Source organism: Psychrobacter sp. AOP3-A1-26, from assembly GCF_052378235.1.
GTDB lineage: Bacteria > Pseudomonadota > Gammaproteobacteria > Pseudomonadales > Moraxellaceae > Psychrobacter.
In genome coordinates this window covers 1-15,213 of record NZ_JBQSXN010000031.1, presented here as the reverse complement: position 1 = coordinate 15,213, position 15,213 = coordinate 1, and the positions used below count along the sequence as shown (strand labels likewise).

General features: G+C 44.2%; 15 protein-coding genes. 3 read left to right on the top strand and 12 right to left on the bottom strand.

What is annotated here, in order from left to right:
* Positions 1–64: 64 nt before the first annotated feature.
* A complete protein-coding gene (locus ACT3TU_RS07140) occupies positions 65–673 on the bottom strand; it encodes a class I SAM-dependent methyltransferase (protein ID WP_192523397.1) in 609 nt (202 codons plus the stop codon).
* 493 nt (positions 674–1,166) lie between these two features.
* Here ACT3TU_RS07140 and ACT3TU_RS07135 point away from each other — a divergent pair, with 493 nt between their 5' ends.
* Positions 1,167–1,610 (top strand): hypothetical protein, encoded by a 444-nt coding sequence (locus tag ACT3TU_RS07135; RefSeq protein ID WP_192523398.1) that lies wholly within the window; start codon positions 1,167–1,169, stop codon positions 1,608–1,610.
* Positions 1,611–2,001: 391 nt separating this feature from the next.
* Here ACT3TU_RS07135 and xerD read toward each other — a convergent pair whose 3' ends face one another.
* From xerD to recN, 7 genes are all read right to left on the bottom strand, one after another.
* Positions 2,002–2,940, bottom strand: a complete 939-nt coding sequence (gene xerD / locus ACT3TU_RS07130; RefSeq protein WP_192523399.1) for a site-specific tyrosine recombinase XerD — start codon at positions 2,938–2,940, stop codon at positions 2,002–2,004.
* Positions 2,941–2,964: 24 nt separating this feature from the next.
* Entirely contained in the window at positions 2,965–4,155 is a 1,191-nt protein-coding gene (locus ACT3TU_RS07125) for a methyltransferase (RefSeq protein ID WP_192523400.1), read from the bottom strand.
* 82 nt (positions 4,156–4,237) lie between these two features.
* Complete coding sequence (gene tusA, locus ACT3TU_RS07120) at positions 4,238–4,564, bottom strand: sulfurtransferase TusA (RefSeq protein ID WP_192523401.1); 327 nt, start codon at positions 4,562–4,564, stop codon at positions 4,238–4,240.
* 60 nt (positions 4,565–4,624) lie between these two features.
* The gene (locus tag ACT3TU_RS07115) at positions 4,625–5,149 is read right to left on the bottom strand and encodes a hypothetical protein (protein WP_192523402.1); all 525 of its coding nucleotides are present in this window, start codon (positions 5,147–5,149) and stop codon (positions 4,625–4,627) included.
* Between the two features lie 75 nt (positions 5,150–5,224).
* On the bottom strand, positions 5,225–5,752 hold the full coding sequence (gene ruvX, locus ACT3TU_RS07110) for a Holliday junction resolvase RuvX (protein ID WP_192523403.1): 528 nt from the start codon (positions 5,750–5,752) through the stop codon (positions 5,225–5,227).
* A 114-nt stretch (positions 5,753–5,866) separates the two neighbouring features.
* On the bottom strand, positions 5,867–6,430 hold the full coding sequence (locus ACT3TU_RS07105; RefSeq protein WP_192523404.1) for a YqgE/AlgH family protein: 564 nt from the start codon (positions 6,428–6,430) through the stop codon (positions 5,867–5,869).
* Between the two features lie 118 nt (positions 6,431–6,548).
* Positions 6,549–8,228: a DNA repair protein RecN gene (gene recN / locus ACT3TU_RS07100; RefSeq protein ID WP_192523405.1), complete on the bottom strand. Its 1,680-nt coding sequence runs from the start codon at positions 8,226–8,228 to the stop codon at positions 6,549–6,551.
* Between the two features lie 620 nt (positions 8,229–8,848).
* On the opposite strand from recN, the gene ppnP reads away from it, so the two are divergent.
* Together ppnP and rlmB are read left to right on the top strand one after the other, a co-directional pair.
* Positions 8,849–9,184 (top strand): pyrimidine/purine nucleoside phosphorylase, encoded by a 336-nt coding sequence (ppnP, locus tag ACT3TU_RS07095; protein ID WP_192523406.1) that lies wholly within the window; start codon positions 8,849–8,851, stop codon positions 9,182–9,184.
* Positions 9,185–9,431: 247 nt separating this feature from the next.
* Positions 9,432–10,202 (top strand): 23S rRNA (guanosine(2251)-2'-O)-methyltransferase RlmB, encoded by a 771-nt coding sequence (gene rlmB, locus ACT3TU_RS07090; RefSeq protein ID WP_192529031.1) that lies wholly within the window; start codon positions 9,432–9,434, stop codon positions 10,200–10,202.
* Here rlmB and coaE read toward each other — a convergent pair.
* From coaE to pilB, 4 genes are all read right to left on the bottom strand, one after another.
* Positions 10,165–10,857, bottom strand: coding sequence for a dephospho-CoA kinase (gene coaE, locus ACT3TU_RS07085; protein ID WP_192529030.1), 693 nt, complete (start codon positions 10,855–10,857; stop codon positions 10,165–10,167). The genes rlmB and coaE overlap by 38 nt on opposite strands.
* Before the next feature lie 164 nt (positions 10,858–11,021).
* Positions 11,022–11,921 carry a prepilin peptidase gene (locus ACT3TU_RS07080; protein ID WP_192529032.1) on the bottom strand — a complete coding sequence of 300 codons (900 nt, stop codon included), beginning with the start codon at positions 11,919–11,921 and terminating at the stop codon, positions 11,022–11,024.
* Positions 11,922–11,946: 25 nt separating this feature from the next.
* Positions 11,947–13,170: a type II secretion system F family protein gene (locus ACT3TU_RS07075; protein WP_192529029.1), complete on the bottom strand. Its 1,224-nt coding sequence runs from the start codon at positions 13,168–13,170 to the stop codon at positions 11,947–11,949.
* Between the two features lie 183 nt (positions 13,171–13,353).
* Positions 13,354–15,069 (bottom strand): type IV-A pilus assembly ATPase PilB, encoded by a 1,716-nt coding sequence (pilB, locus tag ACT3TU_RS07070; protein WP_192529028.1) that lies wholly within the window; start codon positions 15,067–15,069, stop codon positions 13,354–13,356.
* Between the last annotated feature and the right edge of the window lie 144 nt (positions 15,070–15,213).

Here is a 15,213-nt window from a genome sequence, read left to right as displayed (position 1 = left end):
AAAACGATAATGTCTTAGTGGGCTTTTTTGTGCTTAGCTTTTAAAAACTTAAGGTTTCAAAAAGCTATTCTTTGGTCGCCATGGTAATGGTATAAGTCTTGCCTTGTTTGACCTTTTCGCTATTGCCAAACACTTCGGTAAACGAGCGTTTCATAAACTGACGTAAGCCATTAATCGTTACCACATAAAAACGGCCCCCTTGACGCATACGTGCATAGGCATCGAGGAAGTATAAATAGTGCTGCTCTTTACCCACTTTGGCTGGCAAGTTCGACATCACAAGACTAAAGTCTTTGTCCTTTGCTACCTGATTAAAGCCGTTGGATAAATGTACATCGACATTTTTTAGACCATTTTTTTCACAATTAAGACGCGCATATTCTACTGCCATAAAGTCTTTATCAATCAAAGTATGTCGGCCATTCGGACATTCACGCGCCGCCGTCATACCGAGCACGCCATAACCACAGCCTAAATCTATCGAGTCATCATCGGCTTGAAAGTCCACATAATCAAGTAGCATCAGGCTACCATCGTCAAGCTTTTGCGGTGAAAAAATACCCCACGTGGTGGCAAAATCAAATGGTTTGCCAAGTACATCTTCACGAAAGTTAATGTCTTCGCGCCAATGTTGCGCTTTTTCTAATAGGTCAGCAGGGGGTCTATGGCTCATGGGGTTCTCGGATAATGGATAAGTAATAGGGGGTGCATCGCCCAATCAGACAGTGTGCACATCATGACGAGTATTGTAACGAGAAAAGGGCAGGTTTGCAGCTACCGATTGCTAGAATTGTATCGTGGGGAAGAGTGGTTGTGGTCAGGAGTAGAGATTTATTTACCTTTGAGTGCTATGTTGCAGCGTATTAGAAAGATTCATTTACGCATTTATGTCTTAAAGCTATAGCATACTTATGGAAGCTATGGAATACTAAGAAAGCTAACGCACTGGTCAACTATTTATTATAGTTTGTTATAGTAACTTCCCATTATCCTGGGAAGCATACCAGCTTACTAAGCTTAAATTTATATCAAACCCAAAAATTACGATTAGCTATGTCAAACTCGTTTAGTCTACAGCTCGTAACACTTGCACTTGTTTTCCTTGCTACTCTAATTTTTGTGAATGGTATTACTAAGCTTTCATTAAAAAGAAAGGATGCTAAAAAATGAAGTCTAGAATTAAAACTAAAACAAACCCAGCACAAGAAGTGTTTATTCATATCGTACACAGCAGACGGCTAAAGCCTCTTAAGAAGCAACCTGCTGTGAAGTGTGTTGAAGCGGTAAAAACCATCGACAAAGCTTATCTTGCTGAGCTATCAGGATCTGATGAATATGTGTCTATCGCCTTTTGCTATCAAAATTATAATGAAGACACCAATCCACGTCTTAGTGCCAACGAAAGCTGTGCTGTTATTAGTGTCGAAAAAGCCAAAGAGCTATTGCATACTGAAGAGCTGGCTGAAGAGGCACTGAGCGCCGTTAGTATTATTTTGTTTAGCGCTGTATCGCAGACGTTTGGTGGTTTCCTAACAGATGGTGAAACCAGTAAGCGTTATGTGCTGTCAAAAGGCACAGAATATGCAGGCTTGTCATCATTATCACTATAAAAATGTGAATCAGCAATGAGGCCGATTGTCTTAAATATAAATAATACCAAACCCAAAAAGTACGATTAGCCGTGTCACACTCGTTTTCCTTGCTACTCTAATTTTTGTGAATGGTATAAGATGACGTTTTTAATAGTTATAAAAAAGCGGCAGTATTAATAATACTGCCGCTTTTACTTTGGTTCAGGTGTAATATAGTCAGTGAGAAGTAATATCGCTACATCACGTACTGCAGGTACCGTTTTTTCTTGCTTGCTGTGCCTACGCAGACAGAGGCTGCAAAAAAACTATACCCGCAGTATCGTAGTGTTTTTAAAGTATTTTAACTATAGATGTTTTTTATTTCCAGTGAGGTAGTTCTCGAGTGTGGTGATTCTCGCGCACTAACAACTTAACCCCTTGGATGGTGTTCTGCATGCAATTTTTGCAATCTCGCTGTCGCTACGTGGGTATAAATCTGTGTCGTCGATAAATCGCTATGGCCAAGTAATAGCTGCACACTACGTAAATCTGCGCCATGATTGAGTAGATGCGTGGCAAAAGCATGACGCAGGGTATGCGGCGACAATTCTTTATCAATACTGGCAATTTTGGCGTATTTTTTTAATAAATACCAAAAGTTTTGTCGCGTCATATAGCCGCCTTGCGCGGTCAAAAATACTGCTTGGCAATTTCCTGCTTTTAAATGTGCAATCAAATCCACACGTCCATGGGTTAGATAATCTTCCAGCGCGTCTGCTGCGTATTCACCTAAAGGCACCAATCGCGTTTTATTACCTTTACCGGTGATTTGTAGCCAGCCTGAATTGAGATTCACCTGCTCAAGCGATAGATTAATCAGCTCGCTGACACGCAGACCGCAAGCATACAACACTTCTAGCATGGCTTTATCACGTAATCCAAGCGCGGTGCTGGTATCAGGTGCAGCAAGGAGGTTATCGACATCGCCTTCGCTTAAATCCTTTGGTAATGGGCGACCAAGCTTTGGGCTTTTGATGCGCTCGCAAGGATTGTCTTCACGCAGGTTACTGGCGATCATCCATAGGTAAAACTGGCGCAAGCTTGAGAGCATACGTGCTTGGGTACGTGGGGTTTTGCCTTCGACGGTAAGCGTTGATAGGCAGTGCAGCACGTCATCAGGCTGCCAACGTGTCAGGGCGATAGGATTGGTCAGCTCGCAAGAACGCAGATCACGGACATAAGCATTGCGGGTGCGCGTTGCCAGACCACGCGAGAGCATGGCTTGACGAAACTCAGTGATATAAGTTGGCTCGTCATCAACGGCTAACGCTTTTGGTTGGCGCTGCTGTACGGCACGGTCGCGGCTCATAATATAATACTCGGTGGTTGAATATTAAACACGTTCTAGACACCATAACGAAGTGATTTCCAAACTACGCGCCGCAAATAGCGGATCAGTATTATCTTGGCTACGACCATGCTTAGGGGTGGTATCGAGACGGTATTTGACTGCTAAACCAGCATCTGCAAACCAGCCCAATAACTCATCACGGCTGCGCAGCTGCAAATGTTCTGCTAAATCTGACAGAATCAACCAGACTTCTCCCTGCTCGGCTAAATGCTGCTTTGTACCTTGCAACAACCCGCGCAACATCGTGCTCTTAGCGTCATAGACGGCGTACTCTAATGGCGAGCTTGGCTTAGCGGGCAACCAAGGTGGATTACAAACTATTAAATTGGCTAGCGGCGCATCATTTGGAAACAAATCTGCTTGCTGTAACTGTACGGCAGATAACTCCAAACGCACAAAGTTCTCGCTGGCGCAGGCTAACGCACGCGGATTTAAGTCTGTCGCAATGATCTGTTGCACACCGCGCTGCGCTAAGATAACTGCCAGCAAACCTGTTCCAGTACCAATATCAAAGGCAACATCACAAGTATCTGGCAGCGGTGCATCGAGCAACAACTGCACATACTCGTGACGTGTTGGCGCAAAGACCCCATAATGTGGAAAAATCGATAGACCTAAACTCTCAATCGGTACGCCTTTTTCGCGCCACTGCGCTGCGCCTAACGCCCCTTGCAGGTCACGGAACGAAAGCAAGCAAGATTCATCCAACTGGCCAAAAGCTGCCATACAAGCGGCACTGACATCGGGGGCGCGACGTAGCTTACTGACATAACCAGTCTCAAGCTCTAATAATAAACGACTTAATATGCGCGAACGTTGGGCTTGGGTTTGGCGTTGCTGATGAAATAAGTTAGGTATGGCTTCGGGGGTGACCAACTTATCGGCCGTAGACTTATTAGCGGCTTTTTTTATTTTGCGCTGTTCAGAACGTTCATTAGTACGATCGATACGTCGATTGAGGGCTTGTAGCAGTTGTTTTGCATTATGAAAGTCACCGCGCCACAGCAGTGATGTACCTTCGCAAGCCAAGCGATAGGCTTCATCTGCGGTCGTTTTGTCATCGACTAAAACGATACGCGCAGGCGGCGCATGATTGCTCTCAGACAGCCAGCGGGCGCTATGCAAAGTTTCATCCTCAAACCATTGTACATACTGCTTTTCTGTTGATAACACGCGGCTTACCTTCTGTGAGTGATACGTTGTTTACAAAGCAAAAATATTTTTAAACTATTAAGCGCTGATTTCTATACAGCCCCTAAGCGCTTTTTTTCTTAACCAAGTAACGATAAAGCGTGGCGCTTGTGGGCCCATCATCGTCGCTAGCAATGGTTATTTCTTCCGGATCGGAACGTAAGCTCACATTTTCAGCAATCACTTCTTGATTCAATAGTTCATGACCCAAATGACGACAAAAATTAGGGATATCACGAGTGGTCGCTGGATCGGTGGCGAGTATTTCAACTACTTCGCCGCTTTCTGCTTTACGAATGGTTCGATGCAGCATCATCACTGGCTCAGGACAAATCAGTCCTTGAGTGTCTAAATGATGTTGGATAGTGGTGTCGGATATTGAAGTGGTCATAATATTAATTTTCTTAACCTAAGAGATAAGTGTGGTCGCTGTGCATTGTTTTTTATGTTGCTATAAAGGGGTGTTTTCTGGATCAGTGGTTGTTTCTTGTTTTTCATCTGTTTTTTCATCAGTGTCAGGCAAGTCTGCCACTTCCAAAAAATTAAAAAAACGTTTAAAGCTCACTTTGAATAAAAACGCCACGCCAAGCCACGATGCCAATCCTAACCAAGCCGTATCAGCAAATAACAGCCCACCGATAAGGATAATGCTTGAGACGCCAATGGTCATTATCACCATCGAGGATTGATTGAGGCGATAGCGATAGATAATAAACGCATCATAGAGCGTTAGCGGAATGGTCAGCGCAATCAGCGCGTAGGGCAGATTAAAGAACAAACGATACAGCAACTGATTGTCATGAAAAGCTTTTATACTAGCAATGGTGCCAAAGACCATAAAAGCAATAATGGCGGCATAAATGAGGTAAATGGCAATTTTATTGGCACGCTGAGCGCCCTTGATACGGGCGATGGCCAGCGGCGCAAAACCATGTCGCGAGTTATTTTTTAAGGATTGGTCTGAGACAGTGGTCATAATAATTCAGTCGCTTATCCGTTTAGAGGGTCTAGCAGAAGTTGGCGGAATGTTGAAAATCAAGCGGTCGCGCAATTAATTGGCTTTGATAGCGTCGATTGCGATACTACTATTAGGATCAGCAAAATAAGTCGACATCAAAATACAGGCGGAGATGTCATCAATCGGGTCGCGCTCATTTTTAATCCAGCCATTTTCCCAGGCTATTTCCCGCGCAGCAACGGATGTTAAGCGCTCATCACATAGAGTCACTGTCACTGGTAAACGCTGCTCCATGACTCTATGTGCTAGACGCCGCGCAAATTTGTGCGCACGCTTTGAGAGCATTGAGCTGCTACCGTCCATATTGAGCGGTAGTCCAACTACCACCTTTGCCACACCCCAAATCTTGATGATACCTAATAAATTGTCCCAATCAGGCTGACCATTATTCATCGCTAAAATATCGAAGGCACGCGCGGTTTCGGTAATGGTGTTTCCAAGCGCCATGCCCATTTTTTTGACCCCGTAATCGAGTGCTAGTATGAGGTGCGGCTTAACGGTTGGCTCTACTGTAGCAGTGTCAGCAGTTGCCGTTGCAATGCTAGTTTCAGAATCTACCATAATGATGCGTGCTTCCTATTTCTATTGAACACCATTTTTTTTAACTTAATGGCTTTAACCTAGATGATACTTTTTGCGCTCATCACCAATATATTTGTGAATGTTCAACACACCCTAAGCATGACCAATATCGCTGCTAAGATAGTCAAAATTAACCCCAATCTTATCAGCGGCTATTTGCCAGCGCTGTTCAAATGGCGTATCAAACAACAAATTCAGATCAGCGGGACACACTAACCAGTCACCGTTATCAAGCTCAGTCTCTAACTGTTTTTTGCCCCAACTGGCATGGCCCAAGCACAGCTGATAGTGTCCAACACCTTGACCATCAGCGATGCGTTTGAGGATATCTTGGCTAGTGGTGATACAAACGTTTTCTGAAATGGCAAAAGAAGACGCCCACTGAGGTTGTCCGGTATGCAGCACAAAGCCCACTTCAGGATACATAGGGCCACCTTCTAACGGCAAGTCATCCATCACTTGCGGATCGGTAACCTCAATGTCTAAATCCTCTAGTAATTTTCCCACCCGAGTTTGTTCCAGCGGACGATTGACCATGAGACCAAGCGCACCGTGTTTATCGTGTCGGCAGATATAAATTAGCGCCTGCTCAAACCTAGGGTCTGACAGCTCTGGCGCTGCAATTAAGAAATGATGGGTCAAATTGGCTTTAGACATAGAGACAAACGTAACCTACTAATAAAGGTGGGAGACCACTATATGGCGTTAATGGGTAAAAAATCAACTAAAGCAAATATTTAGCCATTATTAGATACTTAGTGTAGATAAGCGGTTTTTACTTAACATCGGACAATAAGCTACGGGCGTGGTCACGGGTGACGTCAGTGATTTTTACGCCGCCAGACATGCGTGCCAGCTCATCGACTTGCGCGCTATCGGTGAGGATTAACAGCTCACTTTCGGTTTGCTGGTCATGATGTTTTTGTACCAAAATATGCTGGTGTGCTTGTGCCGCGACTTGTGCTTGGTGGGTAATGGCCAGCAATTGCTGCGTTTGTCCCAGTGCGCGCAGTAGCTCACCGACGACTTGTGCCGTACCGCCGCTAATACCAACATCGACTTCGTCAAATACCAGCATGGGTTTGGCGGCATTATTATCAGCATTGGTTGCTTGCAGGACTTGCATCACCAGTGCCATGCGCGACAGCTCACCGCCCGAGGCAGTTTTGTGTAGTGGCTGCATCGGCATACCCACATTGGCGCTAAATAATAAATCAATATCAAAGCAACCTTGCCCATTATATTGGCTAGAATCGGCTTTTTTGTTAAAGACAAACTCACAGCGCGCATTGGGTAAGGCGAGCGGTTGTAATTGCTTAATCAGTTGCTTGCTGACAATTGGCGCCGCTTTAGTGCGCGCTTTATGTAGCTTAGTCGCGAGCGTTAGATAATCTTGCCATGCTTGTTCAATTTGTGCCGCCATTACATCACTGCTTGGCTCATTTTCTAGTTGCTCTAATTGCATCTCCCAACCCTTTGCTTCTTCAAGCAAATCGCTAGCGGGCAGGCCATGCTTACGTGATAAACGATGGCCCAAACTGATTAAACTGTCTAATGTTTGCAGACGCTCAGGGTCAGGCAATTGCTGTTCAGCATAATCTGACAACAAGCCCGTCACTTCAGTGATTTGCTGCTGCGCCAAATGCAGCTGTTCAGAGGCTTGCTCAAAGGTTTGGCTAACGCTGACTTGATTATCGCAGAGTTTAATTGCTTGCCCCAATAAGGTCATAACATCTGGCTCATCGGTATCATTATCGAGCAAATGCAGACCGTGACTGGCCTCTTGCATTAAGGCTTCTATGTTAGACAGCTCTTCATGCTCCGCTTCTATTTCTGCATAATCAACCGCCAATAGCGGCGCGATATCGGCCAATTGGCTTTGCAACAGTTGGATACGGTCTTGGCGCTGTGCCTCACGACTAGCAATATCATCAGCTTGGCGTTTGAGCTGCTGATAAGTTTGATAGCTGCTTGTTGTTTTTGCCGCTAGCGGTGTTATCTGCGCCATTTCATCTAGCCATTGCACCACAAACTGCGGCTTAAGCAAGGCCTGCTGAGCATGCTGACTATGAATATTGACCAATAACGACCCCAAGTTTTTTAGCTCAGCCAAGCTGACAGGAGAGCCATTTAGCCATGATTTTGAGCGTCCGGTATTACTCAGTTGGCGGCGAATTAATACTTCTGGCTCGTCTAGCGCGCGGTCATTTTTGGCGAACCAATCGGCAACGACGCTGTTATCTTGTACATCAAACTGCGCATAAATATCTGCGTGCGTGGCACCATGTCTGACCATCGCACTGTCGGCGCGCTCACCGGCACATAAGGATAGTGCGTCTAATAGCAGCGATTTGCCAGCACCCGTCTCACCAGTGATGACATTGAAGCCTTCAGCCACACTAAGCTCGTGCTGAGCGATCAGTGCAAACTGATGTAAAGTTAAAGATACTAGCATCAACGCCTCTCATGACAGACAATGAATCCTGCATATAATACAATGCTAAGAAGTCATCTCTAAGCCAATTAAATTGAAAAATAGAGTAAATAAAGGAATGAAAGTGTTCGGTTAATACTACTAAATATTATGGTAGCAAAAAGTCTTAAATACAAATTTTAAAGCTAATCAGTCATATAGCCAGTCTACTATAAAAGAGGTGCGTGAAAAATAGCGCTCTGCTGGCATGAATTGTTTTAAATTGGATTGACTATATCAATCACTATTTTAATAATGAGCGGAACTTTGATAGCCGCTTTAACAAACTTTATAGATATAATGTGGTAGCATAATCTCACATAATGATAAACTCTTGCTACTAAGTTTTAGGCGCGGTGCTAAGTTTTATGCACGATGTTGCATGACAATCATTTTTCATCATAAAATTAAACAGCGTATAACGGCAGGGATAAGCACTTTCATCATTATACTAGAATGTTCCTATAGCAGAAACACAGACGTCGAATATCAAAATATGTAGTATTTAGAGTAAGCATTCTAGAAGTATTCGCATTTTAGTTGTACTTAATCCAGTTACTTATTTTTTAGTTTTGCAATAATTATTTGATAAGGAAGCCACTATGACAGCGGCGCAATTTACCAATGTAACAGTCAATGCTCAAGCCACGGTATCTTACGATGGTCGTTGCTCGAGCCATACCATTATGTTTGAGGACGGTCGCCATAAGACGTTAGGAGTGATTTTGCCTTGCGACAATTTGGTCGAGCATTATCATTTTAGTACCAATACTTCTGAGCGTATCGAAATCATCAGCGGTGAGTGTGAAGTCAAAATAAATGGTGATGAAGAATTTAGCTATTACCGTGCGGGACAATCGTTTGTTGTCGAAGGCAATAGTGGTTTTAATTTGCGGACAGAAGAAATCGTACAGTATGTCTGTCACTTAGAAGGCTAATACTGCTGAAAGAGAGCACTGTTGGACGTGTCGTTAGATGATAGATAACGCCAAAAACCCAAGCCTTCAAACAGCAACTCTATCCTTCAAAAGTAATAACCTTATCGTATTGGTAAGGTTTTTCTTTTTTTAGTGCTATTACTTATATGAAAATGTGTATTAGTTGCTACAATTACAGACCTGTCTTTTTATCGCATGGTTTTTATCAAAATAGTGCGATACCCACTTTATAATCAATAGGCCTATTATGGCAAAACCAACCTATTTCTATGGCATTCACGCGATTGATGCTTTACTCGAACACCGTCCTCTCGATGGGCTGAGCCTATTTGTGCAGCAGGGACGCGAGAGTGACAGCCATGTACAGACTATCATGGCGCAAGCAAGCGCTAACGGAATCAGCATTCAACCAACCCAAAAAGACAAGCTCACCCAGCTTTGTGGCAGCCCGCAACACCAAGGCGTGGTGCTTAATGCGCGTCCGCTAGGTTTCGCTGATGAAGGTTTGCTTGATACGCTTGCTGGTCGTGAGCAGTGCTTATTATTGGTTTTAGATCAAATCACCGACGCGCATAACTTCGGTGCGTGCTTGCGTACCGCTGTGGCAATGGGTGTCGATGCCGTTATTTGTCCAAAGCATCATGCGGCAAGCCTTACCCCGACCGTTGCCAAGGTATCAGTGGGCGCAGCAGAGATGATGCCCATTGTTAGCGTGACCAATTTGGCACGCACGCTGGCAAAGATTAAAAATGCTGGGGTATTTGTGTTTGGTACCGCGCTCAATGCTGACGCTAAACCAATACATGCAGCAGACTTGACTGGCAAGACTGCCATTATTATGGGGTCGGAAGGCGAGGGAATGCGCCGCCTGACTACAGAAAGCTGTGATGAGCTAGTTTATATTCCGATGTCAGGCAATGAGCATGGTAACTTACAAAGCTTAAATGTGAGCGTGGCCACTGGTATGGCTTTATACGAGATCAATCGGCAGCGAACTTTAGCTGCTGGGCAAGCGTGATGTAGTCTTGATGCAGCGGTTCTAGTTGTAAATATAGAGCCGTAAGATCACTTTCATTTAACACCACATCATCAGCATGACGGTTACGTTCTTCACGGCTCAGCTGATTGACCATAATCGCTTTGATTTTCTGCACGCTTTGCTCATCACGCTGACTGGCACGCGCAAGCTGCGTGTCTTCAGCCGCATCGATGACCAATATACGCTGGCATAAGTTGGCTAGCCCAGCTTCTGCGGCTTCAATCAGCAAAGGCGCTGACAACACCACATAAGATGACGTACTCTGTGCTAATTGTATTTTAGCGGCTTCGCGTATCGCTGGATGGGTGATTGACTCAAGCTCAATGAGCGCTTCAGGATGGGCAAACACATGCGTCCGCACAGCGGCGCGGTCCATCCCTCCATTGGCATTTAACACCCAATCACCAAATTTTCTTTGAATTTTGCGCAGAGTAGCGCTGCCTTTAGCCACCACTTCATGGGCGATAATATCCGCATCAATAATATTAATCCCTTGCTGGGCAAACCAGTCGCTGGCAGCAGATTTTCCGCTACCGATACCTCCGGTCAAACCCACGACTAAAGTTTTACTTCTAGGCTCAGGTGTTTGTGGTTGATGCGAATAAGGTGAGCGTGTTTCTATAGATTTTGACATAATAAGGACTTATCTGACGGATAAAAGGATAATGTAGTCGATGAACAGTAGCACTGTAGTCATTTTAAGTTTTTTGACTATAGCCTTGCAGTTGCGGTGACATTAGTAGTATTAGTGACATTGGTTGTTAAAGGTTAACAGTAACTATTAAGAATAGTTACTGTCTATGTGTACATACCAAGATACCAGCTGACGATATCTGACCCGTATAATAAAGCCACGATACCAGCAATGGCGATATAAGGACCAAAGGCAAAAGGCTGGCTCTCGCCCTGTTTTTTCATGAGAATGATTCCAACGATCGAGCCAAGTAAAGATGACAATAGAATAATTAGTGGTAGCATCAAAGGGCCAAGCCAAGCCCCCAGTACTGCTAATAATTTAAAATCTCCTTGACCCATACCGTGTTTCTTAGTGATTAAATAAAACACCTTGACCACTATCCATAAAGACAAGAAGCCAAATAGTAAGCCCCAAATCGATTGGGTTGGTGTGACAAACCAGCCTTGTGAGTTTACAGCCAGTCCTAGCCCTGCTAATGGAAAGGTTAGACGGTCGGGCAGCAATTGGGTATCAAAATCAATACCGGTTAAGGCCACGAGGGTCCATACCAACACTAATGCAGATATTCCAGCGGCACTGACACCAAATTTATAAATAACCAATATAGAGAGCAGAGCAGTAACTAGTTCAACGATGGGATAACGTAACCCTATAAATGCTTTACAGTCTGAGCAGCGTCCGCGTAGTGCCATCCAGCTGATTAAAGGTATGTTTTCGTACCATTTAATTTTATGTCCACAGTGCGGACAGCGCGAGGCTGGGTGACTTAAGGTGATTGGTGTATCAGTGGCGACAATATCTGCCAGCGGCGCAGTATGTTCGCGCGGCATGTCTGTTTGCTCAGATACGAACTGGCTACATTCTTGTCGCCAAGCGACCATCATCATCAGTGGAATACGATGAATCACCACATTTAAAAAACTACCAACACAAAGACCTAATAGACCAAATGTGGCTAGCGCGATAGCCATATTTTCTTGTAATAACTGTATAAACTGCATCAAATCGCTGTCCTTTAATTAGCCTTTAGCCTACCACTGAGCCCATCTGGAAGATTGGTAAGTACATGGCAATGACCAAGCCACCGATTAAGACCCCTAATACCGCCATAATTAGCGGTTCCATCAAGCTGGTCAGACCATCGACGGCGTTATCGACTTCGTTTTCGTAATAGACGGCCACCTTATCTAACATTTCTTCCAAACTACCAGATTCTTCGCCGATACCGACCATTTGAATAGCCATGCTGGGGAATAAATTGGTTGAGCGTATAGAAAACTGTAATTGTTGACCGGTAGCGACGTCGTTTTTAATTTGCTGAATCGCGTTATAAAACACCACATTATTTGCTGCACCAGCCGTAGAATCCAAAGCATCAATAAGCGGTACGCCAGCGGCAAAAGTCGTAGACAGCGTACGAGCAAAACGGGCAATGACCGCTTGATAAGCAATGTTGCCAAAAATTGGGGCTTTTAGCGCAGCACGGTCTAAAAAATCGCGAAATTTCTTAGAGCGCTTTTTGGCTTCTGAAAAACCAATAATAGTGCCGCCAATAATAATAAGTAAAAGGAACCACCATGCCTGCATCCACTCAGACATACCCACCACCATTTGGGTAAAAGCAGGTAGCTCTGCACCAAAAGATTCAAATAATCCAGAAAATACAGGAACTACTTTGACCAGTAGAATAATGGTGACAATGATAGCAACCACGATGACCGCTATAGGATACTTCATGGCTTTTTTAATTTTCGCTTTGAGTAATTCGCTTTTCTCTTTATAGGTCGCAACCCGCTCAAGCATGGTTTCCAAAGAACCGGACTGCTCACCAGAATCGATAAGAGAGCAAAAGAGATCGTCAAAATAGCGTGGATGCTTACGTAATGCCGACGCAAAGGTGCCACCGGCTTCAATATCCGCTTTTATTTGCAAAACTAGCTCTTTCATACTAGGGTTATCAAGAGAATCAGCAACAATCTCAAAGGACTGTGTCAATGGTACGCCTGCTTTCATCATGGTTGCCAATTGACGGGCAAAAATAGCAATATCAATAGGCTTAATAGATTTTTTAAAGGTATATAAGGGCTTTGGTTTTTTCTTGATGCCTTTGACCGTAATACCTTGCTTGCGTAGAGTGGCTTTCGCCAGCTCCAAACTACGACTGGTGGTTTCACCCTTCACTTTTTGTCCGCGGCGGTTCACCCCATCATAGACAAAGTCTAACAACATATCGGTCTTAGCTTTTGCCATGTGACTACCCTCAAAAATTATCTAATTAGATATTGCAAGTATATAAATAATGCCTAGCTAATAATAGCTGGGTTACTCTATTTTAGCGCAAAAAACCAGTGTCCATCTGTTTTATTTTTAATTCTGTTCAGCAATGGTTATTGCTGGCTTATAATAATAAGGCGCCTGACGGTTTAGAAGATATTATTCGGAGGTGACACGCATCATTTCTTGAATACTGGTCACGCCTTGCAACACTTTCAAAATACCAGAGCGACGTAGGTCTCGAAAGCCATTTTTGAGAGCCGCATCTTTGATATCTATGGCGTTTCCGTCTTCCATAATAATTCGTGAAATATCTGAATTGACTTTCATCACCTCGTAGATACCCACACGCCCTTTATAACCTTCACGGCATTCATTACAGCCTACTGGCTCATGAATGATATTATCTGGATTGTCTAAGTCGGCATCGGTGAAACCAAGCTCAAGCAGACTTTGTCGTGGGATGGTAATCGGTTTTTTACAGTTTTTGCATAAACGCCGCGCTAGCCGCTGGGCAATGACCAAATTCACTGACGTTGCGATGTTAAAGGAAGCCACGCCCATATTACGCAAACGCGTCAAGGTTTCAGGTGCGGAGTTGGTGTGTAGGGTTGACAGCACCATATGTCCTGTCTGCGCCGCCTTTATCGCAATTTCAGCGGTTTCAAGGTCACGAATCTCACCAACCATCACGATATCAGGATCTTGGCGTAAAAATGACTTAAGAGCAGTGGAAAAATTCAGTCCCACTTTCGGGTTGACGTTGACCTGATTGATCCCTTCAAGGTTAATCTCAACTGGGTCTTCAGCGGTTGAGATATTAGTATCACCCGTGTTAAGTATATTGATACCCGTATATAACGATACGGTTTTACCAGAACCTGTTGGACCCGTAATCAGTAGCATACCTTGTGGTTTGTGTAGCGCTTCTAAAAACATCTCTTTTTGATCAGGCTCATAACCGAGTGCTTCAATGCCGAGCATCGCCGATGATGGATCTAGGATACGTAGGACCAGCTTTTCCCCAAATAGGGTAGGCAAGCAGCTAACCCGAAAATCGATGGCTTTATCTTTGGATAACTTCAGTTTGATACGTCCATCTTGCGGGACACGGCGCTCTGAGATATCCATTTGTGACATCACTTTTAAACGCGCTGCGATTTTCCCTGCAAGTTGTACGGGCGGGTTGGCCATTTTTTGCATCACCCCGTCGACCCGAAAGCGAACGCGATAGGTTTTTTCATAGGGCTCAAAATGCAAATCAGAGGCGCCCATACGTATGGCATCGACCAGCATTTTATTGACGAATTTGACGACTGGTGCTTCTTCTACACTATCGGTAAGCTTAGTTTCACCTTCTTCATCGGCTTCTTCGCCGTCTTCCAAGCCAACGTTGAAGTCACCGTCAGAGAAACTATCAAAACTTTGCATGGTGTCGGCGTAAAGACTTTCGATGTGCTTTTTGAGCTTATCTTCTTCGACGACAACCGTTTCAATAGATAGGCGGGAATTAAAAGCAATCGCATCAATGGCATCTATACGTGTCGGATCACTTAGAGCGACAAATAAGCGCTGACCGCGCTTAAAAATTGGCAAAGCATTAAATTTACGAACGATTTTTTCGTCGACTAAGTCTTTTGGGATAACATTGAGGTTTAATGCATCAAGGTCGAAAAGAGGGTCGCCAAAGGCTTGTGACAGCATCTGAGCCAGTTGTGAGGCTTTGGCCATCTTATTGTCTACTAAGTATGGTACCAGCCCTATTTTTTGCTGCTGCGACTCGGTTTGCGCGGTTTTCATGTTCGCTTCGCTGACAACACCTTCATTGATAAGTTGTTGTGCTAAACCACCATACTTATTGGTTGTAATAGACATTATGACCTCTCCTTAATACCAACTATTTTGTGTATTTACCTAGGGGTTATATAGCCCCTATCTAAATAACCCCTATTTATATAACCTTTAAGAGTCACGTGTTTTTATCAATAACAGCACTGTCGCCATTTTAGTTTAGCGTAC

Coding starts and splice junctions, on each gene's coding strand:
- tusA (WP_192523401.1), bottom strand. CDS start 4,564: ATGACCACTTCAATATCCGACACCACTATCCAACATCATTTAGACACT.
- xerD (WP_192523399.1), bottom strand. CDS start 2,940: ATGAGCCGCGACCGTGCCGTACAGCAGCGCCAACCAAAAGCGTTAGCC.
- ACT3TU_RS07075 (WP_192529029.1), bottom strand. CDS start 13,170: ATGGCAAAAGCTAAGACCGATATGTTGTTAGACTTTGTCTATGATGGG.
- pilB (WP_192529028.1), bottom strand. CDS start 15,069: ATGTCTATTACAACCAATAAGTATGGTGGTTTAGCACAACAACTTATC.
- ACT3TU_RS07115 (WP_192523402.1), bottom strand. CDS start 5,149: ATGACCACTGTCTCAGACCAATCCTTAAAAAATAACTCGCGACATGGT.
- ACT3TU_RS07135 (WP_192523398.1), top strand. CDS start 1,167: ATGAAGTCTAGAATTAAAACTAAAACAAACCCAGCACAAGAAGTGTTT.
- ACT3TU_RS07105 (WP_192523404.1), bottom strand. CDS start 6,430: ATGTCTAAAGCCAATTTGACCCATCATTTCTTAATTGCAGCGCCAGAG.
- coaE (WP_192529030.1), bottom strand. CDS start 10,857: ATGTCAAAATCTATAGAAACACGCTCACCTTATTCGCATCAACCACAA.
- ruvX (WP_192523403.1), bottom strand. CDS start 5,752: ATGGTAGATTCTGAAACTAGCATTGCAACGGCAACTGCTGACACTGCT.
- recN (WP_192523405.1), bottom strand. CDS start 8,228: ATGCTAGTATCTTTAACTTTACATCAGTTTGCACTGATCGCTCAGCAC.
- ACT3TU_RS07080 (WP_192529032.1), bottom strand. CDS start 11,921: ATGCAGTTTATACAGTTATTACAAGAAAATATGGCTATCGCGCTAGCC.
- ACT3TU_RS07140 (WP_192523397.1), bottom strand. CDS start 673: ATGAGCCATAGACCCCCTGCTGACCTATTAGAAAAAGCGCAACATTGG.
- ppnP (WP_192523406.1), top strand. CDS start 8,849: ATGACAGCGGCGCAATTTACCAATGTAACAGTCAATGCTCAAGCCACG.
- rlmB (WP_192529031.1), top strand. CDS start 9,432: ATGGCAAAACCAACCTATTTCTATGGCATTCACGCGATTGATGCTTTA.